Raw genomic sequence first — 26,185 nt, forward strand, 5'->3', positions numbered from 1 at the left:
ACTCTTGACGCCGGCCGATAATAACAGGAGGAATGAACACACCGAGAGTCATGCCATGTCACAGGGATCGTATGGTACCGATAACCTCTTGTTGGCTTCACAGCCAATTTTCGATCATGCCGATGACGTACACGGCGTCGAGCTGCTTTACCGCAATGACCAGGGCCTCAGCGCACTCGATATAGGCGAGGATATCGCAACGGCGGAAGTGGTTTACCAGCTGTGTACGGCCATTTCACAGAGGGCCGGATTCTACAAGGCACCTGCATTCATCAATGTCTCAACCGAGCTGCTGCTGTCTCCCCACTTCCTGCCGATTCCTCCCGCACACGTGGTCATTGAGCTTGTCGAGCGAATAGTGCCCTCGCCATCCTTGGTCCAGGTCGTTCAGCGGCTTCATCGACAGGGTTTCCGCTTTGCACTGGACGACTTTGCCTTTACCCCGGAGTGGAACTCTCTGCTCCCCTTCGCGTCGTACATCAAGGTCGACATCCAGTCTATGACACTCGCGCAAGCGAAAGAGTGCCGCGAACGTTACGCACATCTCAATGTGAAATGGATTGCCGAGCGAATCGAGGACCGAGAAGAGCGTGATGCCTATCTCGCCCTTGGGTTCGATCTCTTCCAGGGTTATTTCTATGCCAAGCCGGTGCCTGTCTATGGCAAGAAGATTCCACCCTCCACCCTGCAGGCGACTCAACTCCTCAAGGCACTCTGCCAGGCCGAGCCGGATAGCGGTGAAGTCATTGACCTCATACAGTCCGACCCGGAACTTGCCATCAAGCTGACGCGTATTGCCAACAGCGCCTATTATCGCCCGCATGCCGCCATCAGCTCGATACAGGACGTCGTGGCTCGTCTTGGCTTCCAACGGCTATCGAGCTGGGTTGCCCTCCTGGGACTGCTGGGCAATGCCTCATCCGAACATGCGGAACTGGCACTGACGCGTGCCAAGGCCTGCGAACTGCTTGCCCAGCGAAACCACTTGTGCGCCCAGGACGCCTATTTCATCGGGTTGTTATCCACCGCCGAAATGCTGCTGGGCATCCCTGGAGAGGAGTTCCTCGGCAGCCTGGAACTTGACTCGACCACGACCAATGCCCTGCTTTTCCGCGAGGGCGCCTACGGCAGTATCCTGCGGCGCATCGAGGGTACGGAGCGGTTCTATGCCATGCATCAGGTGGCATCACATGCTACCGACCACCAGCTCTTGCAGCTTTACCATCAGGCCCACCACGCCGCCTTTGAGCTCTTATCGCTGCCGAACACCTTTGAGTGAGCAGCCCCTGCCTTGCTACCTGCCGCTGGTACTTCCCTGCGCCAGCCTGACAAGGTTTCGGATGACCTGCATGTCGTGGCGCAACAATAGGCGCTGGTCGTCCTCGAGTCGGGACATGTCTATCCAGCCATCGGCTGTCCCTCCGGCCTTCAGGCTCGCCAGTTGAGTCGCGAGCAACCGCTCCTGCAGGCGTTCCAGCGCCGCAATTCCCGCCCTGGCCTGGCGCGCCGTGAGCGCTTCTTTCAGCACCAGCGCCGACAGCCGCAGGCGCGTATCGGGCACGCTCACGCCATGGCGCAACGACAGCAGGCGCACCGCGTTGATCAGCGGCAACACCCCCTGGCGCTTGAGGTTAAGGGCATTTTCATGGGGCGCCTCCTCGTCGTTACCGGCAAGCCGACCGAAGCGGTCCAAAGCCACCGGCAGCTCATCGAGAAGTTGCGACATCTCGTCGAGGAACAGGCTGGCCCTGGGCATCACACGTGCTACGTGATCGGCGAGCGCGTCAGCCAGATCGGCGTCACCGAATACCGGATAAAAGTCGAGCAGGATGTTGCTCTGCTGCACCCGCTTCACCCGCCGATCCCGGGTCCATAGGCTCAATTGCTCGCACCACTCGGGGAGTCGCTTGCGCCACATCGGCCAGCGCGCCATCACATGGCCGTTGCATAGCGGTATGCCTGCCTCATCGAGCCGTGCAGTGAAGCGCTCACCCAGTGCCTGGAAGAAGCCGTCGATCTCGGTATGCCGGGAGTCCGGGTAGTCGGCCACGATCATGGCATTGTCCTGGTCGGGGCTCAGCAGGCTTTCGTGCCGGCCCGCGGAGCCCAGTGTCAGCACACAGAATGCCACCGGCGGCTTGCCCCAGCCCTGCCCTTGCATCTCATTGAGCGAGAGCTGGATGGCACTGCGATAGAGCTGGTCGTTGTGATCGCTGATCAATTGACTGATGCGCCAGGCAGGCAGATCGAGCCGCTGCAGTGCCTTGACTAGCCTCAGCTGCCAGGCGTGGGCAGAGGGCAGATCGGCGTTCGGCCCCAGCTCGTCCAATGCTTCACGCAGCGGGGCCAGCAGCTTTGCCAGCTCGGGCTGGCTGTCGCCAGCGAACAGTTCACGCCAAGGTGAGGCCCGATGCAGCACTCGCATATCGTCTCCGTCGCACATTACGTCAGTCGAGTGTAACGAGAGAAAAGTTACGAGACACTTGGGCCAAGGGATTACACCAGCCTGGATGTGACTGCCTCTTCCTCGATCATCGCCGCCAGGCGCTCCAGGTTGAGTTTGCCCTTGCCGATCAACACCAGTACCGCAGACCTGTCCCCTGGCTGGGCGGTCAACCTGGCCTGCCCCGGCGTCCATTGCAATAGTTGTATCCGTTCAGGTGCATCACGGCTCCTGAGAAAGCCCTTTGCTCTCAGCAGCACAGGGCGGGCTACGTCGAGCAGCGCCAGTAGCCGGCTGGAATCCAGTGGCCCGGTCAGCCCCACCGAGAGGGACGCCAGCTCCATGCCGGTATCGCACGGGAAGGTGGGCAAAGCTTCGGTGGGCAGAGCTTCAGCCGCAACATTAGCTCGCACAGAGGCGTTGTCGGCCAGAGAGGCAAGCCACTGCAAGCACACCCCAGGGTTCAACGTCACGATTTTCCGTGCCGTTTCCTGTCTGTCCACCAGCGTCATGCCACCCCAACGATTGAGCAGCACATCGTCGACATCGCCAAGCTGCGCCGCGACCATATCGCCCACGCTTGCATCGTGCAGCAGCTCATCGAGGGTCGAGAGATCAACCAACAGCTCAGTTCTGTCCAGACGGTAGCCGCCGGCGGCATCGAACAGTTGCATCAGCGAGCGCGGGCGAGCGACACCGCTAGCTTCGAATACCAGACGCTGCGGTGGATGCTGCCAGCGCCTGATGGCACTGAGTTGGGCCGAGAGGTTGCCCGAGATCCCACAGCAGGCGCAGCCATTGCTCAGCCGCAGCACTTCGCCCGAGCCCAAATTGGAGCCAGTGCTCGACTCGATCAACTCGGCGTCGATATTCAGGCTACCGAAGTCGTTGATCAGAAAGAGAGTGTCGGGAAGCTCGCCGCGACGGATCAGCATATTGATGCGTGTCGTCTTGCCGCTGCCGAGAAAGCCGCAAAGCAGATGTACCGCAATGTCAGGCGTAACCTGGCCGCTCATTGCGTGGGAACTCCAGCCAGCAGGGTGGCATGAACCTTCACTTCGGAGAGCGGCACCTGCGGATCCAGCGGATCGTCATCGAGCACCGCCACATCGGCCCACTTACCCGGTTCGAGGCTACCGATGCAGTGGTCCATGTGCAGCGTGCGGGCTGCTCCCAAGGTGATCGCTTCCATGGCCCGAGCACGGCTGATGGCCTCGGCGGTGCCCAGTATCTCGCCGGATGCGGTCTGGCGAGTGTGCGCGCAGTGCGCGGTGAACAGCGGCGACAGCGGCGTGACCGGTGCATCGCAGTGGATGCCGAAGGTGATCCCCAGCCGGTCGGCACTGGCCGTGGGCTCCAAGCGTTGACAGCGATCGAAGCCGAGCGTACGGGTCAGGTGAATATCGCCCCAGAAGTAGATGTGGTTGGCAAAGATGTTGAGGCAAGCCCCTAGCGCCTTGACGCGATGGAGTTGGCTCTGGCGAATCAACTGGACGTGCTGCAAGGTGTGACGATGATCCGGCCGAGGCCACAGGCTCAGAGCCTCTTCCAAGGCATCGAGGACGATCTCCACCGCTTCATCGCCGTTGGTGTGGATATGCAGCTGCAGGCCCGCCTGATGGTAGTGTTGAATCAGATGATGGAAGGTCGCCGGCGGCGCATTCCATACGCCGTTGCCATCCACTTCCAGATAGCCTGGCCACATCAACCGCGCGGTAAAGTTCTGGATGGCCCCATCGGTCACAAGCTTGACGAGGCCGAAGCGCAGCTTGTCGTGATTGCGTTGCATGGCCAGCCTGACCCGCTCACTGCCCGCCTCTGGCTCCCAGGCGAGTGCATTGAGGGCTGGCACCAGGCGCACGGGGAAATCGTCGGCCCCCGTCGTCTGGCACATGGCTTCGATGGCGCTATCGCTCAGCGGGTTGAGCAGGTCGGTGATGGTGGTGATACCCTCGCGTCGCGCTGCACGGGCGTACTGCTTCATGGCATGTGGCTTGCTCGCCTCCTCGAAGAAATCGATGCCGTAGCGGTCGAAGACCAGATGCATGGCCGGCATCTCCTGCAGTTCGCCGATACACTCGCCGGCTCCACTGCGTACGATGCCATCGATGCTCTTCGAGTCGATGTCCGCCTCACGCAGCACGGCCGAATTGACCGTCATGACATGCAGGCTCGCGTGCATGACGACAATGGGCACCTCGCTGCTGATCGCATCGAGCAGCCGCTTGTCGAGTCGGCTCCCGGCGAAGTAGATCGGGTCGAACCCCCAGGCAATCAACGGCTGGCCGGGCGGATGTCGCCGCAGCCTTTCGGCCAGGCGCTGCCGGATCGACTCGACGCTGCGCAGCCCGGACCAGCGCTGCCCATCGGGGGCCACCTTGTCGAACCACCCCAGGTAGAGGTAGTCCCAGATGGCTCCTTCGAGCGCATGGCTATGCCCTTCGACGAATCCGGGCATCAGCACCTTGTCGGCAAAACGCTCGTCAACGACGACTTCACCGAAGGCCTTGATCCGGTCCAGGCTCGCCAGGCTCAGAACGCGGCCATCCTTCACGGCCAGGCAACAGCCCGTCGGCTGCGATGGGTTCATGGTATGGATGTGCCGTGCGCGGTAGACGGTGATGGTCATGGCGAATCCTGTGCTAACGACAGCCGTTATGGCGCCACCCGGCGGCGCCAACCTAGCGATTCGGTGCAGCTCAGCGGTGCAGTCGGCGTTCGACCAGCCTTGCCATGATGCTGGCGCCGATCGGCAGGATGCCGTCATCGAGTACATAGCCAGGGTTGTGCAGCGGTATCGATCCCGCGTGTCCCACCCAGCAGTAGGCACCGGGTACGACCTGGAGCATGTCGGCAAAGTCCTCGCTGCCGGTGACGAGCCTGTCGACCAGCTCGGCCTGGTCATCGCCAACGACCTCCCTGGCCGCCTCGAGATAGGTCTGCGAGCACTCCGGGTCATTGACCAGCACATTGAAGATGTTGCGCAATTCAACGCTGATGCGCACGCCATGGGCGAGTTCCAGTCCACGGCAGAGCCGGTGAATGCGCTCGTGCACCTGCTCGCAGAGTTCATCGTCGAAATAGCGAATCGTGCCCGCGAGCGTGGCCGTGTCGGGAATGACGTTGTAAGCGGAACCGGCATGGAACTGGGTGACCGAAAGCACCAGCGGGCTGGTCGGCGGCGAATTGCGGCTCACCACCGCCTGGAGTTGCTGCACCAGCTGAGTAGCGATGACGATGGGGTCCTCGGACTGGTGAGGCATGGCCGCATGGCTGCCGGTGCCCTCTACCTTGATGTCGAAGAAGGTGGCGCCTGCCATCGCCGGCCCCGGTGTAATGGAGACATGGCCCGGCTCACTCAGCGGGTCGTTGTGCAGCCCGTAGACTTCATCGCAGGGGAAGCGCTCGAAAAGCCCTTCGGCCAGCATTCGCCTTGCCCCTCCCAGGCCTTCCTCGGCGGGCTGGAAGATCAGGATCACGGTACCCGCGAAGTTGCGCGTCTCGGCCAGGTAGCGCGCCGCCCCGAGCAGGATCGTGGTATGGCCGTCATGGCCACAGGCATGCATCCTGCCGGGATTTAGCGATGCATAGGGCAAACCGGAAGCCTCCTCGATGGGCAGCGCATCCATATCCGCACGCAAGCCGATACAGCCCCCCTCGCCCTGCCCTTTCAGCACACCAACGACTCCGGTGCCGGCTATCCCGGTGTGCACCTCGTCGATCCCCCAGCCGTGCAACTTTTCCGCCACGATCGCCGACGTCCGTGTCTCCTCGAAGCCAAGCTCGGGATGCGCGTGGATGTCGTGGCGAATGGCAACGAGTTCCTCTTGGTATTCGGCGATACGTGACAGGACAGACATGTTCCACCTCGTTAGCGTTGTGATCAGGCGATGTCGAGTTCGCGAAAATTGGCGAAATCCCAGTGTCGCCCCGGCGCGGCTTCGATCAACTGCCGCGTATAGTCGTGGCGGGGCGAGGCGAGCACTTCCCCGGCCGGTCCCTGCTCGACGATGACACCGCGCTGCATGACGATGACGTCATCGCAGATCTGCGCGGCCACCCGCAGGTCATGGGTAATGAACAGGATGGCAATGCCCAGCTTCTGCTGGATCTCGCCGAGCAGTTTCAGCACCTGGGCCTGGACCGAGACGTCCAGCGCCGATACCGCCTCATCCGCCACCAGCACGTCCGGGCGCATCATGATCGCCCGGGCAATGGCGATACGCTGTCGCTGTCCACCGGAAAACTGATGAGGGTAGCGGTGCAATGAGTCACGCGGCAGCCCAACCAGCTCGAGCATTTCTGCGGCACGAGCCAATGCCTCGGGGTAGCTCACGCCATAGTTGAGCGGCCCTTCCGTCAGGCTCATGGCGATGTTCCAGCGTGGGTTCAACGAGCGGAACGGGTCCTGGAAAACGACCTGGAAATGCTTGCGATGCGGGCGCAGCGCACGGCGCGACAATCGGGCGATCTCGGTGCCTGCAACGCGAATCTCTCCCGAGGTGGGATCGACCAGGCGCATGATGCAACGGGCGACGGTCGACTTGCCCGAACCGCTCTCGCCGACGATGCCCAGCGTCCGGCCACGTATCACGGTAAAACTGATGTCTCTGGCCGCCAACGTACCGGGGCGACGCATGAACCAGCTGCCGTCAGCGTACTCCTTGTTCATGCCACGCACTTCCAGCACGCCCTCCTGATGACTCGTCGTGCGCACGCTGCGCGGCACCAGGCTCGGCACGGAACTCAACAGCGTGCGCGTGTACTCCTCACGGGGATGGCGCAGCAGCGTTTCGACGGGGGCCTGCTCGACGATCCTGCCGTGCTGCATCACGTGCACGGTATGGGCCACTTCGGCTACCACTCCCATGTCATGGGTAATGAACAGCACTGCCGTACCCTGCCGCTGCTGCAGCTCGGCGATCAGCGCCAGGATCTGGGCCTGGGTGGTCACATCCAGCGCCGTGGTCGGTTCATCGGCGATCAACAGCTTGGGTTCGAGCACCAGCGCCATGGCGATCATGATGCGCTGGCGCTGTCCACCCGACAGCTGATGCGGGTAGGAGTGGTAGATGCGCTGCACATCGGGCAGGTAAACCTGCTCCATGATCTCGAGCACCCTGGCCTCACAGGCACTGGCAGACAGGTCGGTATGCGTCCTCAGCACTTCGGCGATCTGTTCGCCCACCTGCATCACCGGGTTGAGGGCCGTCATAGGCTCCTGGAAGATCATCGCGATGCGCCGTGCCCGAACCTGCCGCATTTGCGAAGGCGTCAACATCAGCAGATCCGTTCCATCCAGCACGATCTCGCCAGCGGTCACTTCAAGCGAATCCTTCGGTAGCAGCCCCATCACGGCCAGCGAAGTGACCGACTTGCCCGAACCGCTCTCGCCGACCAGGCAAGCGGTTTCACCCGCGCGCACCTCCAGGCCGATCGCATCCAACACCTTGGTTGTTTCCCCAGCCAGCCCCACGGACAGCTGACTTATGCTCAATACCACTGGCGCAGTACTCAAGTCGGCGGTCTTGAACTGCATCTCAGGTCTCCCGTCTCTTGAGCCGGGGGTCGAGCATGTCGCGTGCCGTATCGCCCAGCAGATTGATGGAGAGGATGCACAGCGACAGCACCGCTCCGGTCCAGAAGATCAGCCCGGGGTTGATCTGGAAGTAGGTGCGACCTTCCGCCATGATGTTGCCCCAGGTGGGGATTTCGGTGCTGACCCCAGCCCCCAGGAACGACAGCAGGGCCTCGGTCAGGATTGCCGAAGCGCAGATGTAGGTACCCTGGACGATCAGCGCCGGCAGAGTATTCGGCATCAGGTGCTTGCCGAGGATCTTGAACATGCCGCTGCCCAGCGCGACCGCCGCCTCGACGTATGGCTCTTCGCGTGCACTCAATACCACCGAGCGTACCAGCCGCACCACTCGAGGCACTTCAGGAATGGTGATGGCGACGATGACCGACCACACGCTCGGTCCATTGAGCGCCACCAGCGCAATGGCCAACAGTATGGCCGGGATGGCCATCAGGCTGTCCATGATGCGCATGATGATGGCATCGGCCATGCGAAAGAAGCCCGATACCAGGCCGATGAGCATTCCGGTCAGCACACTGAAGAGAGCCGCCCCGACACCGATCAACAGCGACACCCTGCCGCCAATCATGATGCGGCTGAACAGGTCGCGGCCGTACTGGTCGGTGCCCAGCAGGTGTTCGGCTGAGGCGGGTTGCAAGCGGTTGAGCGAGTTCATCTGCATCGGGTCGTAGGGCACGTAGAGCGGCGCCAGCAACGCCGACGCCACGATCACCAGTAGCACTATCCCAGCGATCATGGGCCCGACGCCGACCCGCCAGCGCCTGGGCAAGGAGAGCGCCCCGAGAACCGCCTGCATCGCCGAGGTGGGTTGCGTTGCATGAGCCATCAGTAACGGATCCTCGGGTCGATGAGCGTGTAGGAGATGTCGATCACGAGATTCACCAGCACGTAGAGCCCTGCCGTGAGCAGGATCATTGCCTGGATCACCGGGTAATCCCGAGCGAGGATGGCATCCACGGTCAGTCGACCCACACCGGGGATGTTGAAGACGCTCTCCGTGACCACCACGCCGGCGATCAGCAGGGCAAAGCCGGTGCCGATGATGGTCATGATCGGCACCGCGGCATTGCGCAGGGCATGCCGGAACAGCACTACGTTTTCGCGCAATCCCTTTGCCCTGGCGGTGCGCACGTAGTCCTCGCCCAGCACATCAAGCATGCTGGCCCGGGTCATCCTCGCGATCAGCGCGACGTAGATGGTGGCCAGGGTGAATGCCGGCAGCACCGCTCGCTGCAGGAAGCCCAGGAAATCGCGTGTCGGTGGGGTATACCCCTGCACCGGAAACCAGCGCAGCTCGATGGCGAAGACCTGGATGAAGATGTAGCCGATCACGAACACCGGGACGGAGAAGCCCAGCACCGAGAAGGTCATCACGGCATAGTCGATCCAACTGCGGTGTCGCCACGCCGCGAGCACGCCCATGGGTATGGCGATCAGCACGGACAGGGTGATGGTCAGCACGGCAATGTTGAGGGTCGGCCAGATACGCTGGGCGATCATGGTACTGACCGGCGTATTGGAGATCAGCGAGACGCCAAGGTCGCCCCGGAACATCTGGGTAACCCAACTGATGAACTGAATATGCAGGGGGTCGTTGAGACCCAGGTTCTCGCGAATCCTCTCCAACTGTGCGGGAGTGGCCGAGTCGCCCGCCAGAATGGCCGCAGGGTCGCCGGGCGTCAGCCTCAGCATCAGGAACACGAACAAGGCCACGATGACCATGACCGGCACGACAGCTAGTACCCGCCTGACGATATAACCCAGCATGGGTCACTCCTTCGCGTCGTTTATGCAAGCGGCGAAGCGCAAGACGGCGGGCGCACGCCCGCCGTCACCCACCGCTCACTCTTTCTTGACGTTCCAGAACACCGGCACCGGCGAAGGAATCATGTCGGTGATGTTGTCGCGCCGGGCCTGGGGCATCTGGTACTGGCCGAGCGGGATGTAGATCACCTCGTCCAGGGTATGCGCCTGTAGCTTACGCGCCACCTCCTGCTGCTGTTCGAGGCTCTCGGCGGCAAAGAACTCCGCACGCAGCTCCTCCAGGCGTTCGTCCTCGGGCCATCCGAACCAGCCGTCCTCCCCACGCCCATTGAGCATCACATTGATCAGCGGCGAGGTGATCTCGGGAACCATCCAGTTGGTGAAGAAGATGTTCCAGCCCCCTTCCGTCGGTGCCGACATGCTGGCGCGGCGGTTGACCAAGGTTTGCCAGTCCATGGGCTGCATGTCGACCGTGAAGCCGGCATTGCGCAGCGCCTGGGCAGCGACCACCGGCTGCGCGGTCAGGCTGCTGACGTCGGTCGGCTGCATCAACACTATGGGAGTGCCGTCGTAGCCAGCCTCCTCCAGCAGCTGACGCGCACCCTCTGGATCGCCTCCACTGGTCAAGGTTTCGGACCCCGTGTCGTCGGCCAATGGGGTGCCGCAGCCGAAAATGGCACCGCACACCTCGTAGTACTCGGGGTTGCCCATCATGGCGGCCAATACATCTTCCTGATTGAGCGCTTTCAGCGCCGCCTGGCGAATCTTCTTGTCATCGAAGGGAGGATGCTTGAAATTGAGCCGCCCCATGGTCTGGTAACCGAACGGATCGCGAGTCTCCACGACCAAGTCGGGGTTGGATTCGAGGATCGGCAACAGGTCGACCTGCACCTGTTCGATATAGTCGATCTCTCCGGCCGAGAGCGCGTTCACGGCGGTCTGGGCATCGGGCATCGTCGTCCATATCACGCGCTCCACGTTCACCACCTTGCCGCCCGCCATCCAGCTCGGCTCCTCCTCGCGAGGCACATAGTCCTCGAAGCGCTCGTAGGTCACGGAAACGCCGGGCTCGTACTTTTCCTCGACAAAGCGGAAGGGGCCTGAGCCGATGTGCTCGCTGATCGAGCTGTCCGACGAGGTCTCGGCGATGCGCGCCGGCATGATGAAGGGCGGCACGGCCGACTGCTTGGCCAACACTTCGACGAGAGGTGCAAAAGGCTCCGAGAGGGTCCAGGTGACGGTCCGGTCGTCGCTCGCCTCGAGGCTCTCGGTCACGTCGAAGATCAATTGGCCTCCCGAGTCGCGCTCTCCCCAGCGCTGCAGCGAGGCCACCGCATCCGCTGCCGTTACCGGCTCGCCGTCGTGGAACATCAGCCCCTCTCGCAGCTGAAAGGTATAGACGAGCCCGTCCTCGGATACTTCCCAATCGGCCATCTGCGGCTGAGGGTTGAACTCCTCGTCCGAGGCCAGGAGTACGTCGTAGATCATGTAGCCGTGATTGCGGCTGATATGCGCCGTAGTGATGATGGGATCCAGCACGCGCAGGCCCGAATGCATCACGGCAGTGATGGTATCGGCATCGGCCTTCGCCGTTATCGGAAGCGATATGGCACCGACCATCGCCATGGCCAGCGCTCCCTGCCACTTCAACGTCGGTCCCGAGAACTTCGGTCCAGGTCTTGTCATTGCTCGTCCTCCTGTTGTGCATTGTTATCGGAGTGCCCGATCGGTCGGTCTCGACGAGACCGCGGCACCTACCCAGCCGGCTGGAAAGCCTCCCCCAGCGGACCGAGGCGAATGCCTGGCGTCAGGCGACGCCAGGCGAGATCCGCGGGGCTGAAGGGCATCGGCCCCGGTGCCTTGCAGATCAGGATCTTCACGGCAATCGAGGCAAAGTCGGCGCGAAAGTGTGTCGAGCTCTTGACCACCAGAATGTCCTCCTCCTCGGGAATCACCCCCACGAAGCGAAACATCTCGCGATCGGCCATCTGGGCCTTGTGACTGGTGACCACGACACGCACCCCTTCGATGCGCAGGCAGGCGGATGGCCCCAGGTCCAGCCGCGCACCGCCATAGAAATCGCCGTTGGCCAGCAGCTTGCCGTCGGCAAGCCGCTCCACTCTCGCACTGACCGCATAGGGGCTATCCCCGTCAATGTCGGACGTGCCACCCAGGGCCACTTCGATCATGGCGCCCTCACCCGCGCGGTGCGCGCTCGCCGCGGCAGCCNTCGGACGTGCCACCCAGGGCCACTTCGATCATGGCGCCCTCACCCGCGCGGTGCGCGCTCGCCGCGGCAGCCGGATCCACCATCAATCCCAGTGCCGCCCCCTGCGCACGAGCCTCGACCAGAGCGCGCAGCATGCCGGTGGTATTGGAGTCGCCTCCCGCGCCGGGGTTGTCCTGGGTATCGGCCAGTACGATGGGCCCCCGCCCGCCCTCACGCAGCAGGCGCTGCGCTTCAGCGACGCCCTCCGCTGCCTCGTAGACACGCCCGGCAAAACCGGTTTCCGCCTCGGCGTAGGCCTGTCCAATGCGTTCGGCGGCTGCCTCGGCCAAGGCCTGAGAGCGTGCATAAGCCACCACGGCAGGGCCACATTCGGGGAAATCGGCAGCGGGAAAGCCCATGAACAGCGAGGTGCTCAGCACCTCCTCGCGCTCCTGCTGGGCCACCAGGCGATACAGGCCCGCGGCCGGCTCGAGATCGGTCGTTTGCCAGGGTATGGGAACCAGATAAGGGAGGCGAATGAATGCCTTGGCCAGCGGTGCTCGGCTCCGCATCAGCTCTTCGAGAGCGTATGCCGTGCGCCGTCCCGACTCGGCCATGTCGATATGGGGGTAGGTGCGGAACCCCACCAGCATGTCGGCCTGCTCGACCATGCGAGCGGTAACGTTGCCATGCAGGTCCAGGCAGGCGGCGATGGGTACCTCGGGGCCAACCGCCTGGCGCACGCGGGCAAGCAGCTCACCCTCGCCATCGTCGAGATGCTCACACACCATGGCACCGTGCAGGTCCAGCAACACGCCATCGAGCCGACCCGCCCGACTCAGCCGCTCGAGCAGTTCCTCGACGATGCGGTCAAAGGCTTCACGCGTGACATGGGCGGAAGGGATGGCCCCAGCCCACAGTAGCGGCACCGGCTCCCAGCCTGCCTCACGCGCCTGCTCCACCGCACCGGAGACACCGAGGTTGATGCCCCGGCACGCGCTCAGCAATTCCTCGCCACGTGCCAGTGGCATATAGCCACCGCCCTGGACGAAGTCCTCGTAGGTCGCCTTGCTGGGTGCAAAGGTGTTGGTTTCGTGAAGAAACCCACCGATCGCAACACGATACGCCATTATTCTCGTGCTCCCTTCCACACGCTGAGCAGCAGGCCGCCTGGCATCACGAAAATCGATCGATGAAACCGTGGAGAGCTGCAATTGAAACGGTGGCGTGCTGGATCGCTACAGAAGCTAGTTGCATCGCATGACGATGCATCTGTATTGTTTTTTGCTGCTAGTAGCAAGCTAGTCGGACATACCGTTTGGCGCAAATCCAGAAGGATTCCCTGAAGCATGACGCGACACGTGTTGAAATCGGTGCCTGGCGACAGGGTCATTACCGAGGCACAGCGCAGCGATCCGCTGTTCATCCAGTCCGTGGCACGTGCCATGCAGGTACTCTCGGCATTCCACGGTGTCGATGGCGCCCTCAGCCTGGCCGAGATCGCCAAATCGGCCGGCATCGACCGTAGCGCCGCCCAGCGCATCGTGCATACCTTGCGTCAGTTGGGTTACCTGCGTCTGGACAAGGACGGACGCGGCTTCCTGCCGGATATCCGCATTCTCGACCATACGCATGACTACCTGAGCCTGAACCCGGTCGTCCGTAACGCCACACCGGTGCTGCTCGAACTGCGGCGCAATACCCAAGAGCGTGTCGATCTCAGCCTTTTCGACGACGTTCGCGTCGTCTATGCGGCACGCATGCAGAGCAAGCGGGAGAACTTCTTCGCCACCCTAGTGGGACACAGTGTGCCGACCTATTGCAGTTCGGGCGGCCGCGCCATCCTCTCCAAGCTGGACGACGACGAGGTACAGGACATCATTGCCCGCTCCGACCGAACCCCGCTGACACCTCGCACCATCACCGACCCCGAGCGGGTGATGAGCAAGGTCCATGAGGCGAGAGAACAGGGCTTCGCCCTGGCCCGTGAGGAGATACTCATCGGTGAGATTGCGCTTGGGGTGCCGATCATGGGACATGACGGCAGACCCTGCGGCGCGATTCATATTGCAGGGTCGTTGAGCGACTGGCACGAAGAGGCCTTTCGCGACAGGTTCTTTCCGTTGGCCGCCGAAGCCGCCCTGGCCATTTCGCGCTTCTGAACGGTCGGCCTGGCCAGCGGCCGGTCGGTTCAGCGCGGCTTGAACATGTCGTCGCCGACCTGATCGATGTAGCGCTGCGCCTTGCTCACCATCAGTTGGTCGCAGGCGTCACGGCCCGGTACCAGGTCGGAGCGCTCGAAGCGGTGCTCCTGGAGTTCACCGTCATTGCCCGGTTTGCGAATCCAGCCGCTGACACGGTACTGGCCACCCTGCTCGGCCGGCTCCGAAACGATCTGGTAGCCGTTGTATTCCACCGGCTCGGCGGCCTTGGCATTGCCCGGCTTGGCTTCGCCGCTACCGAACAGCCCACCCAACAGTTTCTTCAGCATTTCATCTCCCCTCGTAGCTATTCACTGGAATTCGTCTCAAGGATGCGCCCAGACAAGAACGCCGGCCAGGGGCCGGCGTGTCTCGGAGCGAATCTGACAGACAATCAGCTCTGCTGGCGGCCCTTCCCAGCCGCAATACGCAGGCGCAGGGCGTTGAGCTTGATGAAACCCTCGGCATCCTTCTGATTGTAGGCGCCGGCATCATCCTCGAAGGTGGCGATGGATTCGTCGAACAGCGACTGCTCGGACTTGCGACCGACCACGGTGGCATTGCCCTTGTAGAGCTTCATGCGCACCACGCCGGTGACGTTTTTCTGAGTCTCGTCGATGGCGGCCTGCAGCATGCGTCGCTCCGGGCTCCACCAGTAACCGTTGTAGATCACCTTGGCGTACTTGGGCATCAGCTCGTCCTTGAGGTGTGCTTCCTCACGGTCGAGGGTGATCGACTCGATGGCGCGGTGAGCGCGCAGCATGATGGTGCCCCCCGGCGTTTCGTAGCAGCCACGGGACTTCATGCCGACGTAGCGGTTCTCGACGATGTCGAGACGGCCGATGCCGTTGTCGCCGCCCAGCTTGTTGAGCGTCTCGAGCACCTCGTGAGGCTTCAACGCCTTGCCGTCGATGGCGACGATGTCGCCGCGGTCGAAGGTCAGCTCGACGTAGGTCGGTGCATCCGGTGCGGCCTCGGGCGCCACACTCCAGCGCCACATGTCCTCCTCGGCCTCGGCCCACGGATCCTCGAGGATGCCGCCTTCGTAGGAGATGTGCAGCAGGTTGGCGTCCATGGAGTACGGTGACTTCTTCTTGCTCTTGGAGAAGTCGACGGGAATATCGTGCTGCTCGCAGTAGGCCATCAGCTTCTCGCGGGAGGTGAGATCCCACTCGCGCCACGGCGCAATCACCTTGACCCCGGGCTTGAGCGCGTAGGCACCCATCTCGAAGCGCACCTGGTCGTTGCCCTTGCCAGTGGCACCGTGGGAAATGGCGTCGGCGCCGGTCTCGTTGGCGATCTCGATCAGGCGCTTGGCAATCAGCGGGCGGGCGATGGAGGTGCCCAGCAGGTACTCGCCCTCGTAAATGGTATTGGCGCGAAACATCGGATAAACGTAGTCGCGCACGAACTCTTCGCGCAGATCCTCGATGTAGATTTCCTTCACGCCCAGGGCCTGGGCCTTGGTGCGTGCCGGCTCCACTTCTTCGCCCTGACCGATGTCAGCGGTAAAGGTCACGACTTCGCAGTTGTAGGTTTCCTGCAACCACTTGACGATGACGGACGTGTCCAGGCCGCCGGAGTAGGCAAGCACGACCTTCTTGACATCGGACATTCGGGGGCTCCTCTCAGGTAAACGTCACAAGACGTGCAGTATAGCGTGGCTGCCGCCCGGCGAATACCGGCTGCGGGACGTATCGCGGCCAAGCTGTTAGACTTTTCGCCCATGAGAGCCGGCCCTACGACGGCAGCTGTTCGCTGGCAAGGAGCCGTCCCCGAAACGACTGGCAGTGAGGCACGTATGAGGAGAGGTGCATGAGCGAGGCGATCACTCGCGAAATGATGGCGCAGCGGTTTCGCAGTTTCCTGCCGGTCGTGGTGGATCTGGAGACCGGAGGATTCAACGCGGAGCGCGACGCCATTCTCGAAATCGCCGCCGTGACGCTCACCATGGACTCGGAAGGCAACCTTATGCCGGACGCGACCTATGCCTACCACGTACAGCCCTTCTCGGGAGCCAACGTCGAGCAATCGGCCCTGGACTTCACCGGAATCAAGCTGGACGATCCGCTGCGCCAACGCGTGGCACTCAGCGAAGCGGAAGCGCTGGGCGAAATCTTTCGCCCGGTGCGCAAGGCGATCAAGTCCCACGGCTGCACCCGTGCCATACTGGTAGGCCACAATGCCGCCTTCGATCATGGCTTTCTCAATGCCGCGGTCAATCGCTGCGGTATCAAGCGCAACCCTTTCCACCCCTTTTCCAGCTTCGATACGGCCAGCCTGTCGGGCCTCGTCTACGGACAGACGGTACTTGCCCGCGCCTGCCGCGCGGCGGGCATTCCATTCGACAATCAGGAAGCGCACTCGGCGCGCTACGATACCGAACGCACTGCGGAGCTGTTCTGCGCCATCGTCAACCGCTACAAGGACTTGGGAGGCTGGGCGCTGGCGCAACGCGAACAGGGACTGGAAGACTTGTGAGCGCCCTGCCTCGACGCCGGCACCCTCACTCAGTGGCGGGTACCGGTGTCCTGTTCCCACCCGGCGGGCATGTCCATCTCGTCCTCGCCGTCGGCCGTTCCGCCTACCCCAGGCTTGTCGATGATCTGTACGGAGCTGGCGTGTAGCCCCTCGTCGCCTTCATTGGGCTCGAAGCGTACCCGGGTACCGACGGTCAGACGATCGAAGTCGCTGTGCAGCACCGCGTTACGGTGGAAGTAATATTCCTGACCGCTCAGGCTCTTGAGAAAGCCATAGCCGTCCTTCTCGAAAATGCGCACCACCGTCGCCACGGGCGGTAGCGGCTCATCGTTGTGCTGCTTGACCTTGCCGTCACGCTTGGCGGTCTGCTTCTTGAGCTGCTTCTCCATCGCCTCGAAGGCACTACGAATGATGGGGCGCAGTTGCACCTGTGGGTCGGTGACCTTGTCGCTCTTCTCGGCAACGAGCTCCCCCTTGGCCGGCAGGGTCACTTCGACGAGAGCGCGATACGGGTTACCCGTCTTGTGGGGGTTCTGGGTCTGCTCGATCACCACGCGGCAGGAGACGATGTCCTTGCTGAAGTTTTCGAGCTTGCTCACGCGAGACCTGACGTACTCGTCGATCCATTCAGAGCGTGACACGTGCTGATAGGTGATTTCCAAGGGTGTCTGCATAGCTACCTCCCTGCCGGTGCGTGCCTGAATCCATTTTCGGCTACTGCATCCGTCAGCGTGGTAGCGCTGCGAAGAGAAATCAATCGACTCTGCACGGGGTTTTCGTTTCCCAACGTAAGTCGACGATTGCGTTCTCCAGCCTGGAGGGCCGAGACGCGCAAGGCCCGCGAGCCGACGCTCACGGGCCTTGTCAATCGATGCCTTCCATACAGTGGATCAGGCGTCGCCGCTCTCCTCCTTGGCCTTGGCGCGCGCTGCCGCCTCCTTGATCAACTTCTCCAGCTCTCCGCTCTGGTGCATCTCACCGACGATGTCGCAGCCACCCACCAGCTCACCTTCCACCCACAGCTGGGGGAAGGTGGGCCAGTTGGCATACTTGGGCAGCTCTGCCCGGATATCCGGGTTGTCCAGGATATTGACGAAGGCAAAGCGTTCGCCACAGGCCATCAGGGCCTGCACGGTCTGGGCGGAGAAGCCGCACTGCGGCAGCTGAGGCGTGCCCTTCATGTAGATCAGAATGGGATTCTCGCTGATCTGGCGCTGAATGTTCTCGATGGTCGTGCTCATGTGCGCTCCCTGGTGAAAGATGTGGGTGCCAAGGATAGTTCTCGGGACGGACAATACCCGAGTGCGATACTCGGCCTTTAGCTCATGGCCCCATTCTACTGATGACGAGCGAATTGCGCATCCCCCGCAGGCTGGCTAGGATGGTGGTTTTTTCGCGCGGAGAGATCGCCATGGCGACACGCCATTTCCTGACCCTGCTGGACCTCAGTCCCGAAGAGCTGCACTACCTGATCCAGCGCGCCATCACGATCAAGAACCGCCTGCGGGCCCAGGGGCCTGTCTACGCGCCGTTCACCAATCGCACGCTGGCCATGATCTTCGAGAAATCCTCGACGCGCACCCGGGTCTCGTTCGAAACGGCCATGGCCCACTTCGGTGGTCATGCGCTGTTTCTGTCACCGCGGGACACCCAGCTCGGCCGTGGCGAGCCAATCGAGGATACCGCGAGGGTGCTGTCGGAAATGGTCGACATCGTCATGATTCGCACCTTCTCCCACGCCGGGCTGGAGACGTATGCCGGCGCCAGCTCGGTGCCGGTGATCAATGCCCTATCCGACGACTACCACCCCTGCCAACTGCTGGCTGACGTCATGACCTGGACCGAGCTGCGTGGCAGCGTACGTGGACGCACCGCGGTGTGGATTGGCGATGGCAACAACATGTGCCACTCGTGGATCAATGCCGCGCGCCAGTTCGACTTCCAACTGCGCGTGTGCTGCCCTGAAGGCTACGAACCGCGCCAGGACATTCTCGAGGCCGCAGGCGACCGAGTCACCCTGCTGCACGATCCCGCCGAGGCCGTGATCGGCGCGGACCTGGTGACCACCGACGTGTGGGCCTCGATGGGCCAGGAGGAGGAGCAGGCCAAGCGCGAAGCGGATTTCGCCGGTTTCCAGGTCACCGAGGACATGCTGGACCGCGCCAAGGCAGACGTACTGTTTCTGCACTGCCTGCCCGCACATCGCGGCGAGGAGATCAGCGCGACCCTGCTCGACGATCCTCGCGCGGTGGTGTGGCAGGAGGCCGGCAACCGACTGCACGCCCAGAAGGCGTTGATCGAGTTCCTGCTGCTGGGTCGGGTCGACCACTGAAAACCATATCCTACCGTACCGCCGGGATTCATCTCGGCGGCATGACTCCGCATCCCGGCCTGCTCACCGCTAGGTCTATGAGTCAGAGCGACAAGGCTAGGCAGGCCGCTGCTTAGCTGTCACCCACTTCCTGATGCAAAAGAAGCTCGACGCGCCGGTTGGCGGCGCGCCCCTCAGGTGTCTGATTGCTTTCCAGCGGGCGCGTCTCGGCGTAGCCCACCGCACGCAGCCGCTCGGCCGGCAAGCCCAGTTCGGACAGATAGCGCAATACGGCGATGGCACGCCCGGAGGAGAGTTCCCAATTGGAGGGGAAGCGGGCAGTGGCAATGGGAATACTGTCGGTGTGCCCTTCCACGGAGATATCGCCATCGAATGTCGCGAGGGCTTCACGCAGCCGGCCCAATACCTCGCGCCCCTGCCCCGTGAGAACGTCCTGGCCGCTGTCGAACAGCAGATTGTCATCGATACGTAGGGTAATGCCCTGCTGTCCCTCGCTTACGCTCACACCTTCGATGTTGAGCCCGGGGAAGCGAGGCTGCAGGCCATCATGGCGCGGCTTGAGCCCCGCCCCCGCCACCATGAGCGCCGCTGCTTCGGCCTGCGGGCTGACCAGCATATTGGCTTCGCCAGCGTGACGACTGCCCTTGACGGCCAGGCCATTGCCAGCCAGAGAAAGCAACAGGACGAACAGCGTGATGAGCAGCGTCAGCACGTCGAGGTAGCTCACCAGCCAGCCCTCCCCTTCGGCGGCATCTATCGCGGGAGGTTGCAGCATGTCGCGCGTGCTGCGATCAAGCATTTTGCGCCTGTTCGTCAGTGGTGTCCGGCTTGGTCACCAAGGGGTCGCGGATCTCGTCATGGTAGCTGGCGACAAAGGAGTTGAGGGTCTCCTCGATGAAGGAGGGCAAGCGACGCTTAGTAATCAGCGATATCCCCTCGAACACCATGTTCATGGCGATCAATCGCTCTTCGGTACGCCGCTCGAGCTTCACGGCAATCGGCTTGAATACCAGGTTGGCCAGGAGAATGCCGTAGAAGGTGGTCAACAACGCCACCGCCATGCGTGGACCGATGACGTGCAGGTCACCCGATTCCATCACTTCGAGCATGTTGACCAGTCCGACCAGGGTACCGATCATGCCAAAGGCCGGGGCATAGGTGGCCATGGTGCGGAAGATCTGCGCCTCGGCGTGCTCGCGTGCCTTGAGCCGGGCGATGCGCCAGCGCAGCAGGTCGAAGATCTCCTCTTCCTTGGTGTTGGCGATGACCAGTTGAATACCGGTGCGCAGGAAGGGGTTGCGCGCCTTTTCCAGCGCCGCCTCGACGGCCCGCACGTCGCCCTTGAACCACAGCCGAGAGATATCCACCAGCTCCTTGATATCGTCGCGCATATAGGTGTTTTCCCGGCGGAATACCAGGCCCACCAGGCGCACCACCCGAAGGACTTCCTTGAGCGGATAGCTGATGAAGGTCGCCGCCATGGTCCCGGCCAGCACGATGGCAAGGCCCGGCAGATTGATGAAGCTCTGCGGCGACTCGGCGGTGAAGAACAGCACGCTGACCAGCAGAACGACGCTGGCGAACATGCCGATAATGGTGGATGGGTTCATTCAAGCTCCTGGATGCGAGGCATCGAGTCTAGAAAATATCGGCTAGGGCCGGAAACGCTTTAGTCATGCCTGTAAAATGCAGGCATTTGATTGATACAGGTCAAGTTTTTCGCACCACGTTAAAGTTTCCTTGCTCTCAGCCGATACGGAGTTCACGAGGTCCCCGTCGGCAGCAGGCCCTTCGATGAAGCCTTACCGGCAACAAGGCTTCTTTTATACCCGCCCCAGCCTCGGGGGCCTGCCCCTGGCCTGGAACCATCCTTGGTAACGTTGCAGCGGGCCAGCTAGAAAAAGCGGTTCGACCATGGTCAAGACAGCCTGAACACTTGAAACATCCGAATTCATCATACGCAGCAGGGAGCCAAGCAGCATGCCCGAGCAAAGGGATCACGTTCCTTTCACCGTCGCTCTTCAGCCGATACATGATGCCAGCCATCACCACGTGGCGGATCGACTGGTCTATGGCCGGCATACCGAGGACGAAGCCGAGGACATCATGTCCTCGACGGCCAAGGCGTTGGCCAGCACCGTCTACGAACTTGGCGATAGTGGCCTGCTGGGCGACCGTACGTTGCTTGTCGACCTCCCGCTGGGCTGGCTCGAACGCCCCGAACTGCTGCCTACTCCGGCGCCACGCCTGGCGCTCGGTATCGCAGAGGAGGGCATGATCGATGCCGAGTTGCTGGCAACGCTCGATGACATCCGTGAGCGCGGCTACCGGGTCGTCCTGCCCACCCGCCTGCTGAAGCAGGACCTGGAGACAATGCTCGATCGCTGCGACATCATCGTGCTCTCCTCGCCACACGATCTCGACGACAAGACGCTGGAGAGGCTGCCCGCTCGCAACGTCAAGCTGCTGGTCGAGAACCTCGACAGCCGGGAAGAGCTGGCGCGCTACCAGGCGATGGGCTGTGACTACTACCACGGAAACTATCTCGCCAAGCCCAACTTCATCGCGTCGGCACCCCGTGGGCGCCATGGCAACCGGGCCGCGCAGATCCGACTGATCCGCGCCCTCTACGAAGACAACAGCGACTTCAACCGGCTCCATGAGCTGGCGGTGCAGGTGCCGCACCTGCACGTGGCCATTCTGCGCCGGGCCAACTCCAGCTATTTTCATCGCGGCGGCAAGGAAGTCGACCTGCATCGCGCGGTACAGATCCTGGGGCTGATCGAGTTGCGTCGATTGATCCTGACCCTGACTCTCGCCAGCCTGCAGCCTTCGTCGCGCATCGTGTTGCGCATGGCGCTGATCCGCGCCTTCATGTGTCGCAACCTGGCAGCTCCCTTTCCCGCTCTCGACCCCGAGGACGCCTTCACCACCGGCCTGTTCTCGATGATGGATGCCCTGCTCGAAGAGGACCGCAATACCTTGCTCGAACACTTGCCGCTGGGCCAGCCGATCATCGACGCCCTGAAACACAGGGCAGGCCCCCTCGGCGCCGTGTTGACCCTCTGCGAAAACCATGAGCGCCAGGTCGAGGAAGCCATCGACGATTTGCCCCCGGACCAGCTCCACAGCTGCTACATGAATGCGCTGAGCAGCACCAAGGCGCTGATGGACAACCTTTAATCGTGATCGGCCAGGCGCGCCCGAAGTCGGCTCACCGCCTGGCTATGCAATTGGCAGACCCGCGATTCGGTAACGCCGAGCACGACCCCGATCTCCTTGAGGTTGAGTTCTTCCTGATAGTACAACGCCATCAACAGCTTCTCGCGCTCGGGAAGCGCCTCGATGCCCTCGGTCAGCTGCCGACGCTTCTCTTCGTCGATGAGCATGCGATAGGGGGTGTCGATCGAGGCATCCTCGATCCCGGGCTCGACACCCTCAGCCATCAGCGCCTCGAAGGGCAGCAGATGTCCGCTGTTCGTGTCGTTCAGCAGTTGCCGGTACTCTCCCAACTCCATATCGAGCTCGGCAGCGATTTCGGTCTCTTCGGCCGGCCGCCCCAGCATCTGCTCGAGGCGGCGCACGGCCTCGTCCACCGCCCGTGCATTGCGACGTACGCTGCGCGGCAACCAGTCCCGGCTGCGCAGTTCGTCGAGCATGGCACCGCGAATACGCTGGCTGGCAAAGGTAGCAAAGCTGGCCCCTTGGGTCGCATCAAAGCGGCCCATGGCTTCCAGCAGCCCCACCGTGCCGGCCTGAATCAGGTCGTCGAGCTCGATGCTCGCCGGTAGCCGTACCTGCATGGACAGCGCCTGACGCCTCACCAGCGGCAGGTACTCATCCAGCAGGTCTGCCTGTTCGATCTTGCCTCGTGCTGTGTACATGCGCTTGCTCTCACGGCTGACAATTCCCTCGAGCGTCGATTCGGTCGCTCGACGGGTCAGGGACGATGCAGATGCTCGTGGTTGACGATGACCTGCAGCCCTTGCAGGGTCGCGGCACGCTGGCGTCGATCCTGCAGTGAAAACTGAAAATAGAGTGGCGTATCGGCCGGCAGACCCGTCATGGCGTCGGTCTGCCCACGCGGGCCCGGTAGTCGCACGCAGTCTCCCGGGTGGCAAAGCCAGGCATCCACCCCACTGCCGGCCGGCGGCTGGTACTGCCAAATGACCCGTCCCATCACCTGGCCCTGGGCCAGCGCGGGCGAGGGTGGCAGCAAGGCAGCGGATGACATCGGCCGCTCGACCATGGCCACCAATAGTGAAGGAGCCGTAGCCACCCAACTGCCCGCAGCTTGAACCATACCCACCCACCCTCCACAGAGGGCGATACCCAGAAGCCAAGGACTCACTCGACTAATCATCGCGCCAATACCAACAGTTCGATGCCGAAATAAGCCTCCGCCACATACTGCAGATTGGCCAATAGACCCTGGCGCCCCACCCCTGGGGGATGCACGGCGATCAAACGTTGCGGGCCACCCTGCTCGGCGATCTGCTTGAGCAGGCGATAGCCGCGACGAAAAGCCTCCAGATCGTCATCCACCCACAGCGCCCAGTGTGCCTGCTGCGCGGCCAGCACCGGCAGGTGCGGGCTACCGACCGGCAGGGCCACGATACGCCAGGAGCGTGGATCGCCTACCCAGCTCCGCCCTTCGCGAGCCCAGCTCTCCAGCAGTTCGGTCACCCTGCCGGTATGCCGCTCGGCGGTGCCCGGCAGACCCAGTACCATCAATGTCACATCCCTGGCGGTGCCTGTCGCACGCGGCGCTGCAACGGCCACCCTCGTGGGCGCTGGCTTGGCGGATGCACGGACTGCCGCCTGCGGCCTTGCCACATCGCCACTCCCGCCAGTCGCCAGCTCGACCAGCATTTCGGCCACATGTGTCGGGCAATCCTGCGAGTCACCGTTCGCCCATTGGCGCAGCCCTGCGGCCTGGTCCCATCCCATCTAGCCTGTCTCCCTTTCACCGAGACCAAGGTGGCGAATGGTATCGCGCACCATGAAGAGTTGTATCAACGACTCGAGCAGCGCGACGTCGCGTCGGCGTCGACGACCTCCCCCTAGCCCCAGCAGCTCCGCACGTAGGTCCATTGCCGCCTCGTCCTCGGCAAGGTCAAGGTGGGCCGCAACCGTTGCCAACCCCCCGGCCATCGACAACTTCAGGTCAGCACGAAGCTCCCCCAGCTCGGCCGGATCCAGGCGTTGCCAGGCACGGCGAGCAAGCTGCGGCAACACGTCACCCTGTAACAAAGTAAGCAACAGTGGCTTGGATTCGCCACCCAACCGCGCCGGAGCAATCCAGTAACGCGTGCCGAGAATTCTGCTGCTCTCCTCGTCACGAACCTCACCCAGCCAGGCCTGCGCGGCGAGGTGCTCCTGGCCGCGCCGACTGCCCTTGAGGGCCACGTTGACGGGCAACGTGGAAAGGCTGAGACGTGCTGGTCCACCGCGGAAACGACAGCGCTCTTCGCTGACGCCTTCGCCAACACCGGCTAGCGACGCCAGGCTCAGGCGCTCGCCGGCGTGCTCGACGCGCTGGCTGCCGCGCACCTGGCTGCACCAGCTCAATTTCCGCTGTTCCAGCCACTCTCCCGTCTCGCCATCGGGCAGTCCGCTCATTAGGTGCAGATCGATAAGATGTCGCTCCAGCGACGCCTCCAGGCGTGCCTTCTGTCCCGCCACCTGGCGATGCTGTAGCAGCGGCAGCGCCAGCCAGGTGCCTTCGGGGCTGAGCGCCACGTCCGGCATCGACCAACTCTCGCCCGGGACACGGCGGCGTTCGCTCCACATCATGCCCTGGACCTGCCCGGGACCGGGATACTCACTCAGCAGCTCTTCGAGACGCTGCTGCTGGATGGTTGACGGCAGCCCCAGCAGGTTCCACGCCTCCTCGAGGCGTTCGAAACCAGGTAGGCGCTGGCGCAGCGCTTGCAGCACGCCGGCCAGGCGACGCCCTTGCCCCAACAGGTTGCCGGAATTTCGCACGGCTGGCTCCGCCACCTGGCGTACGTTCGGCCTTGTCAGCGGCGCACGGTCGGCCAGGGCTTGTTCGATCAAGGCGACGGGCTCTGCGAGCACCATATCCTCGGGTACACGCTGGCCATGCGAGACGAACAGCAGGCGCAACCCATGACGCATGACGATATCGAGTACGGGCGCCAGCCTGCCGGCCTCGTCCTGCTTGGTAATGATGCAGTCGTTCAGCTCGCCGCCGGCCGCCTGGGCCGCCTGGCGATAGCGCACCACTACCTCTTCGAGGGTCTCCGGCTGGCTGGCGGCATTGAGCAGCAGCACCAGGCGCACCGGCGAGTCGCCGCCGTGCAGGTGGCCGACCTGTTCGATTACACGGTGATCGCGCTGACTCATGCCCACCGTATCGATGATGACCCAGGACTTGCCCTTCATGCGCTCCAGCAGGTCAGAGACCGGCTGGTCGGCGTTGAGCGCGTACATCGGCACGTCGAGCAGCCGTGAATAGATGCGCAGCTGTTCGTGAGCACCGATACGGAAACTGTCTGTGGTTACCAGTGCTACCGGTCGGGTACCGTGGCTCATGACGTAGCGTGCCGCGAGCTTGGCCGTGGTAGTCGTCTTGCCCACCCCGGTGGGCCCGATCAGCGCCACGATACCGGTACGATCCATGAAGGCCGCCTCGTCGTCCAGGCCGCTCAAGCGTTTGGCCAGTTGACGCGCCAGCCAAGCCAAGGCACGTTCATCCAGCGCAGCAGTCCGCGCCAACTCCTCAGGCAATGCCGAGACGACCTCTTCGGCAAGCGCCTGGCCGAAACCGGCCTCCAGCATCGTCTGTATGAGCTTCTCACCCAGCGTTTCGGGCGATTCCGGCCGGTTCCGCTCGGTGAGCAGCGAACGCATGTCGCGCATCTCCTCGAGCAGCCTTGCACTCATGGCCTCGAAGGCCTGGGTCGGGTCCGGCGGCGCTGGCGCGGCCGGGCGGCCAGGCTCGGCAGACCGTGGCGTGGATTCACCAATACCGCCATTGCCATCCTCTGCAGCCGACTCGGCCATCGCCAGGATCTCGACACCCTGCTCGGTGTGCCGGTTGGCCAGGATCAAAGCCTCGTCACCCAGCGCAGCGCGCACCTGGCGCATGGCTTCACGACTGTTGACGCCCACGAAACGCATGACACTCATC

25 protein-coding genes are annotated in these 26,185 nt (G+C 62.8%); 5 read left to right on the forward strand and 20 right to left on the reverse strand.

What is annotated here, in order from left to right:
• Positions 1 to 55: 55 nt before the first annotated feature.
• Positions 56 to 1,279 (forward strand): EAL and HDOD domain-containing protein, encoded by a 1,224-nt coding sequence (locus SPH52_RS08175; protein ID WP_411794509.1) that lies wholly within the window; start codon positions 56 to 58, stop codon positions 1,277 to 1,279.
• 15 nt (positions 1,280 to 1,294) lie between these two features.
• On the opposite strand, the gene SPH52_RS08180 is transcribed toward SPH52_RS08175, so the two are convergent.
• The 10 genes from SPH52_RS08180 to SPH52_RS08225 form a co-directional block, all read right to left on the reverse strand.
• Positions 1,295 to 2,425: a DUF294 nucleotidyltransferase-like domain-containing protein gene (locus SPH52_RS08180; RefSeq protein ID WP_411794510.1), complete on the reverse strand. Its 1,131-nt coding sequence runs from the start codon at positions 2,423 to 2,425 to the stop codon at positions 1,295 to 1,297.
• Positions 2,426 to 2,496: 71 nt separating this feature from the next.
• Positions 2,497 to 3,459: a CobW family GTP-binding protein gene (locus SPH52_RS08185; protein ID WP_411794511.1), complete on the reverse strand. Its 963-nt coding sequence runs from the start codon at positions 3,457 to 3,459 to the stop codon at positions 2,497 to 2,499.
• Positions 3,456 to 5,072: an amidohydrolase gene (locus tag SPH52_RS08190; RefSeq protein WP_411794512.1), complete on the reverse strand. Its 1,617-nt coding sequence runs from the start codon at positions 5,070 to 5,072 to the stop codon at positions 3,456 to 3,458. Before SPH52_RS08190 ends, SPH52_RS08185 begins: the two co-directional genes overlap by 4 nt.
• Before the next feature lie 70 nt (positions 5,073 to 5,142).
• Positions 5,143 to 6,303, reverse strand: coding sequence for a M20 aminoacylase family protein (locus tag SPH52_RS08195; RefSeq protein ID WP_411794513.1), 1,161 nt, complete (start codon positions 6,301 to 6,303; stop codon positions 5,143 to 5,145).
• A 23-nt stretch (positions 6,304 to 6,326) separates the two neighbouring features.
• On the reverse strand, positions 6,327 to 7,982 hold the full coding sequence (locus tag SPH52_RS08200) for an ABC transporter ATP-binding protein (protein WP_411794514.1): 1,656 nt from the start codon (positions 7,980 to 7,982) through the stop codon (positions 6,327 to 6,329).
• Position 7,983: 1 nt separating this feature from the next.
• The gene (locus SPH52_RS08205; protein ID WP_411794515.1) at positions 7,984 to 8,868 is read right to left on the reverse strand and encodes an ABC transporter permease; all 885 of its coding nucleotides are present in this window, start codon (positions 8,866 to 8,868) and stop codon (positions 7,984 to 7,986) included.
• Positions 8,868 to 9,809: an ABC transporter permease gene (locus tag SPH52_RS08210; RefSeq protein ID WP_411794516.1), complete on the reverse strand. Its 942-nt coding sequence runs from the start codon at positions 9,807 to 9,809 to the stop codon at positions 8,868 to 8,870. The genes SPH52_RS08205 and SPH52_RS08210 overlap by 1 nt, the downstream gene beginning before the upstream one ends.
• A 75-nt stretch (positions 9,810 to 9,884) precedes the next feature.
• The gene (locus SPH52_RS08215; RefSeq protein WP_411794517.1) at positions 9,885 to 11,492 is read right to left on the reverse strand and encodes an ABC transporter substrate-binding protein; all 1,608 of its coding nucleotides are present in this window, start codon (positions 11,490 to 11,492) and stop codon (positions 9,885 to 9,887) included.
• Between the two features lie 68 nt (positions 11,493 to 11,560).
• Positions 11,561 to 11,995, reverse strand: coding sequence for an MlrC C-terminal domain-containing protein (locus SPH52_RS08220; protein ID WP_411794518.1), 435 nt, complete (start codon positions 11,993 to 11,995; stop codon positions 11,561 to 11,563).
• Between the two features lie 7 nt (positions 11,996 to 12,002).
• Complete coding sequence (locus tag SPH52_RS08225) at positions 12,003 to 13,145, reverse strand: M81 family metallopeptidase (RefSeq protein WP_411794519.1); 1,143 nt, start codon at positions 13,143 to 13,145, stop codon at positions 12,003 to 12,005.
• A 219-nt stretch (positions 13,146 to 13,364) separates the two neighbouring features.
• On the opposite strand from SPH52_RS08225, the gene SPH52_RS08230 reads away from it, so the two are divergent.
• The gene (locus SPH52_RS08230) at positions 13,365 to 14,177 is read left to right on the forward strand and encodes an IclR family transcriptional regulator (RefSeq protein ID WP_411794520.1); all 813 of its coding nucleotides are present in this window, start codon (positions 13,365 to 13,367) and stop codon (positions 14,175 to 14,177) included.
• Positions 14,178 to 14,206: 29 nt separating this feature from the next.
• Here the strand turns inward: SPH52_RS08230 and SPH52_RS08235 are convergent, their stop codons facing one another.
• Positions 14,207 to 14,506 carry an HlyU family transcriptional regulator gene (locus SPH52_RS08235; RefSeq protein ID WP_411794521.1) on the reverse strand — a complete coding sequence of 100 codons (300 nt, stop codon included), beginning with the start codon at positions 14,504 to 14,506 and terminating at the stop codon, positions 14,207 to 14,209.
• Positions 14,507 to 14,610: 104 nt separating this feature from the next.
• The gene (locus SPH52_RS08240; protein ID WP_411794522.1) at positions 14,611 to 15,831 is read right to left on the reverse strand and encodes an argininosuccinate synthase; all 1,221 of its coding nucleotides are present in this window, start codon (positions 15,829 to 15,831) and stop codon (positions 14,611 to 14,613) included.
• 200 nt (positions 15,832 to 16,031) lie between these two features.
• On the opposite strand from SPH52_RS08240, the gene rnt reads away from it, so the two are divergent.
• Positions 16,032 to 16,697 (forward strand): ribonuclease T, encoded by a 666-nt coding sequence (gene rnt / locus SPH52_RS08245; RefSeq protein WP_411794523.1) that lies wholly within the window; start codon positions 16,032 to 16,034, stop codon positions 16,695 to 16,697.
• 29 nt (positions 16,698 to 16,726) lie between these two features.
• Here the strand turns inward: rnt and SPH52_RS08250 are convergent, their stop codons facing one another.
• Both SPH52_RS08250 and SPH52_RS08255 read right to left on the reverse strand, forming a co-directional pair.
• Positions 16,727 to 17,371 carry an HPF/RaiA family ribosome-associated protein gene (locus tag SPH52_RS08250; RefSeq protein WP_411794524.1) on the reverse strand — a complete coding sequence of 215 codons (645 nt, stop codon included), beginning with the start codon at positions 17,369 to 17,371 and terminating at the stop codon, positions 16,727 to 16,729.
• Between the two features lie 216 nt (positions 17,372 to 17,587).
• Complete coding sequence (locus SPH52_RS08255) at positions 17,588 to 17,938, reverse strand: Grx4 family monothiol glutaredoxin (protein WP_411794525.1); 351 nt, start codon at positions 17,936 to 17,938, stop codon at positions 17,588 to 17,590.
• A gap of 170 nt (positions 17,939 to 18,108) precedes the next feature.
• Here SPH52_RS08255 and argF point away from each other — a divergent pair, with 170 nt between their 5' ends.
• Positions 18,109 to 19,029: an ornithine carbamoyltransferase gene (gene argF, locus SPH52_RS08260; protein ID WP_411794526.1), complete on the forward strand. Its 921-nt coding sequence runs from the start codon at positions 18,109 to 18,111 to the stop codon at positions 19,027 to 19,029.
• 112 nt (positions 19,030 to 19,141) lie between these two features.
• Here argF and SPH52_RS08265 read toward each other — a convergent pair whose 3' ends face one another.
• Both SPH52_RS08265 and SPH52_RS08270 read right to left on the reverse strand, forming a co-directional pair.
• Complete coding sequence (locus SPH52_RS08265) at positions 19,142 to 19,828, reverse strand: flagellar motor protein MotB (RefSeq protein WP_411794527.1); 687 nt, start codon at positions 19,826 to 19,828, stop codon at positions 19,142 to 19,144.
• Positions 19,821 to 20,639 carry a motility protein A gene (locus tag SPH52_RS08270; RefSeq protein ID WP_411794528.1) on the reverse strand — a complete coding sequence of 273 codons (819 nt, stop codon included), beginning with the start codon at positions 20,637 to 20,639 and terminating at the stop codon, positions 19,821 to 19,823. The genes SPH52_RS08265 and SPH52_RS08270 overlap by 8 nt, the downstream gene beginning before the upstream one ends.
• 370 nt (positions 20,640 to 21,009) lie before the next feature.
• Here SPH52_RS08270 and SPH52_RS08275 point away from each other — a divergent pair, with 370 nt between their 5' ends.
• A complete protein-coding gene (locus SPH52_RS08275; RefSeq protein ID WP_411794529.1) occupies positions 21,010 to 22,212 on the forward strand; it encodes an EAL and HDOD domain-containing protein in 1,203 nt (400 codons plus the stop codon).
• Here SPH52_RS08275 and SPH52_RS08280 read toward each other — a convergent pair.
• Genes SPH52_RS08280 through flhF form a run of 4 tightly spaced genes read right to left on the reverse strand, consistent with a single transcriptional unit; the run spans position 22,209 to position 26,175 of the window.
• Positions 22,209 to 22,913 (reverse strand): RNA polymerase sigma factor FliA, encoded by a 705-nt coding sequence (locus tag SPH52_RS08280; protein ID WP_411794530.1) that lies wholly within the window; start codon positions 22,911 to 22,913, stop codon positions 22,209 to 22,211. The two genes, SPH52_RS08275 and SPH52_RS08280, sit on opposite strands and share 4 nt — an antisense overlap.
• Before the next feature lie 56 nt (positions 22,914 to 22,969).
• Complete coding sequence (locus tag SPH52_RS08285; protein WP_411794531.1) at positions 22,970 to 23,332, reverse strand: flagellar protein FlhE; 363 nt, start codon at positions 23,330 to 23,332, stop codon at positions 22,970 to 22,972.
• Positions 23,333 to 23,388: 56 nt separating this feature from the next.
• Positions 23,389 to 23,979 (reverse strand): hypothetical protein, encoded by a 591-nt coding sequence (locus SPH52_RS08290; RefSeq protein ID WP_411794532.1) that lies wholly within the window; start codon positions 23,977 to 23,979, stop codon positions 23,389 to 23,391.
• A complete protein-coding gene (gene flhF, locus SPH52_RS08295; protein WP_411794553.1) occupies positions 23,980 to 26,175 on the reverse strand; it encodes a flagellar biosynthesis protein FlhF in 2,196 nt (731 codons plus the stop codon).
• Between the last annotated feature and the right edge of the window lie 10 nt (positions 26,176 to 26,185).

Origin of the sequence: Halomonas sp. A29 (assembly GCF_046723295.1) — a bacterium.
In the GTDB taxonomy this organism is placed as follows: domain Bacteria; phylum Pseudomonadota; class Gammaproteobacteria; order Pseudomonadales; family Halomonadaceae; genus Halomonas.

Excerpts from the sequence above, each read along its gene's own strand:
- SPH52_RS08175 (WP_411794509.1), top strand. The coding sequence starts at position 56 with ATGTCACAGGGATCGTATGGTACCGATAACCTCTTGTTGGCTTCACAG.
- SPH52_RS08180 (WP_411794510.1), bottom strand. The coding sequence starts at position 2,425 with ATGCGAGTGCTGCATCGGGCCTCACCTTGGCGTGAACTGTTCGCTGGC.
- SPH52_RS08185 (WP_411794511.1), bottom strand. The coding sequence starts at position 3,459 with ATGAGCGGCCAGGTTACGCCTGACATTGCGGTACATCTGCTTTGCGGC.
- SPH52_RS08190 (WP_411794512.1), bottom strand. The coding sequence starts at position 5,072 with ATGACCATCACCGTCTACCGCGCACGGCACATCCATACCATGAACCCA.
- SPH52_RS08195 (WP_411794513.1), bottom strand. The coding sequence starts at position 6,303 with ATGTCTGTCCTGTCACGTATCGCCGAATACCAAGAGGAACTCGTTGCC.
- SPH52_RS08200 (WP_411794514.1), bottom strand. The coding sequence starts at position 7,982 with ATGCAGTTCAAGACCGCCGACTTGAGTACTGCGCCAGTGGTATTGAGC.
- SPH52_RS08205 (WP_411794515.1), bottom strand. The coding sequence starts at position 8,868 with ATGGCTCATGCAACGCAACCCACCTCGGCGATGCAGGCGGTTCTCGGG.
- SPH52_RS08210 (WP_411794516.1), bottom strand. The coding sequence starts at position 9,809 with ATGCTGGGTTATATCGTCAGGCGGGTACTAGCTGTCGTGCCGGTCATG.
- SPH52_RS08215 (WP_411794517.1), bottom strand. The coding sequence starts at position 11,492 with ATGACAAGACCTGGACCGAAGTTCTCGGGACCGACGTTGAAGTGGCAG.
- SPH52_RS08220 (WP_411794518.1), bottom strand. The coding sequence starts at position 11,995 with ATGATCGAAGTGGCCCTGGGTGGCACGTCCGACATTGACGGGGATAGC.
- SPH52_RS08230 (WP_411794520.1), top strand. The coding sequence starts at position 13,365 with ATGACGCGACACGTGTTGAAATCGGTGCCTGGCGACAGGGTCATTACC.
- SPH52_RS08235 (WP_411794521.1), bottom strand. The coding sequence starts at position 14,506 with ATGCTGAAGAAACTGTTGGGTGGGCTGTTCGGTAGCGGCGAAGCCAAG.
- SPH52_RS08240 (WP_411794522.1), bottom strand. The coding sequence starts at position 15,831 with ATGTCCGATGTCAAGAAGGTCGTGCTTGCCTACTCCGGCGGCCTGGAC.
- rnt (WP_411794523.1), top strand. The coding sequence starts at position 16,032 with ATGAGCGAGGCGATCACTCGCGAAATGATGGCGCAGCGGTTTCGCAGT.
- SPH52_RS08250 (WP_411794524.1), bottom strand. The coding sequence starts at position 17,371 with ATGCAGACACCCTTGGAAATCACCTATCAGCACGTGTCACGCTCTGAA.
- SPH52_RS08255 (WP_411794525.1), bottom strand. The coding sequence starts at position 17,938 with ATGAGCACGACCATCGAGAACATTCAGCGCCAGATCAGCGAGAATCCC.
- argF (WP_411794526.1), top strand. The coding sequence starts at position 18,109 with ATGGCGACACGCCATTTCCTGACCCTGCTGGACCTCAGTCCCGAAGAG.
- SPH52_RS08265 (WP_411794527.1), bottom strand. The coding sequence starts at position 19,828 with ATGCTTGATCGCAGCACGCGCGACATGCTGCAACCTCCCGCGATAGAT.
- SPH52_RS08270 (WP_411794528.1), bottom strand. The coding sequence starts at position 20,639 with ATGAACCCATCCACCATTATCGGCATGTTCGCCAGCGTCGTTCTGCTG.
- SPH52_RS08275 (WP_411794529.1), top strand. The coding sequence starts at position 21,010 with ATGCCCGAGCAAAGGGATCACGTTCCTTTCACCGTCGCTCTTCAGCCG.
- SPH52_RS08280 (WP_411794530.1), bottom strand. The coding sequence starts at position 22,913 with ATGTACACAGCACGAGGCAAGATCGAACAGGCAGACCTGCTGGATGAG.
- SPH52_RS08285 (WP_411794531.1), bottom strand. The coding sequence starts at position 23,332 with ATGGTTCAAGCTGCGGGCAGTTGGGTGGCTACGGCTCCTTCACTATTG.
- SPH52_RS08290 (WP_411794532.1), bottom strand. The coding sequence starts at position 23,979 with ATGGGATGGGACCAGGCCGCAGGGCTGCGCCAATGGGCGAACGGTGAC.
- flhF (WP_411794553.1), bottom strand. The coding sequence starts at position 26,175 with ATGCGTTTCGTGGGCGTCAACAGTCGTGAAGCCATGCGCCAGGTGCGC.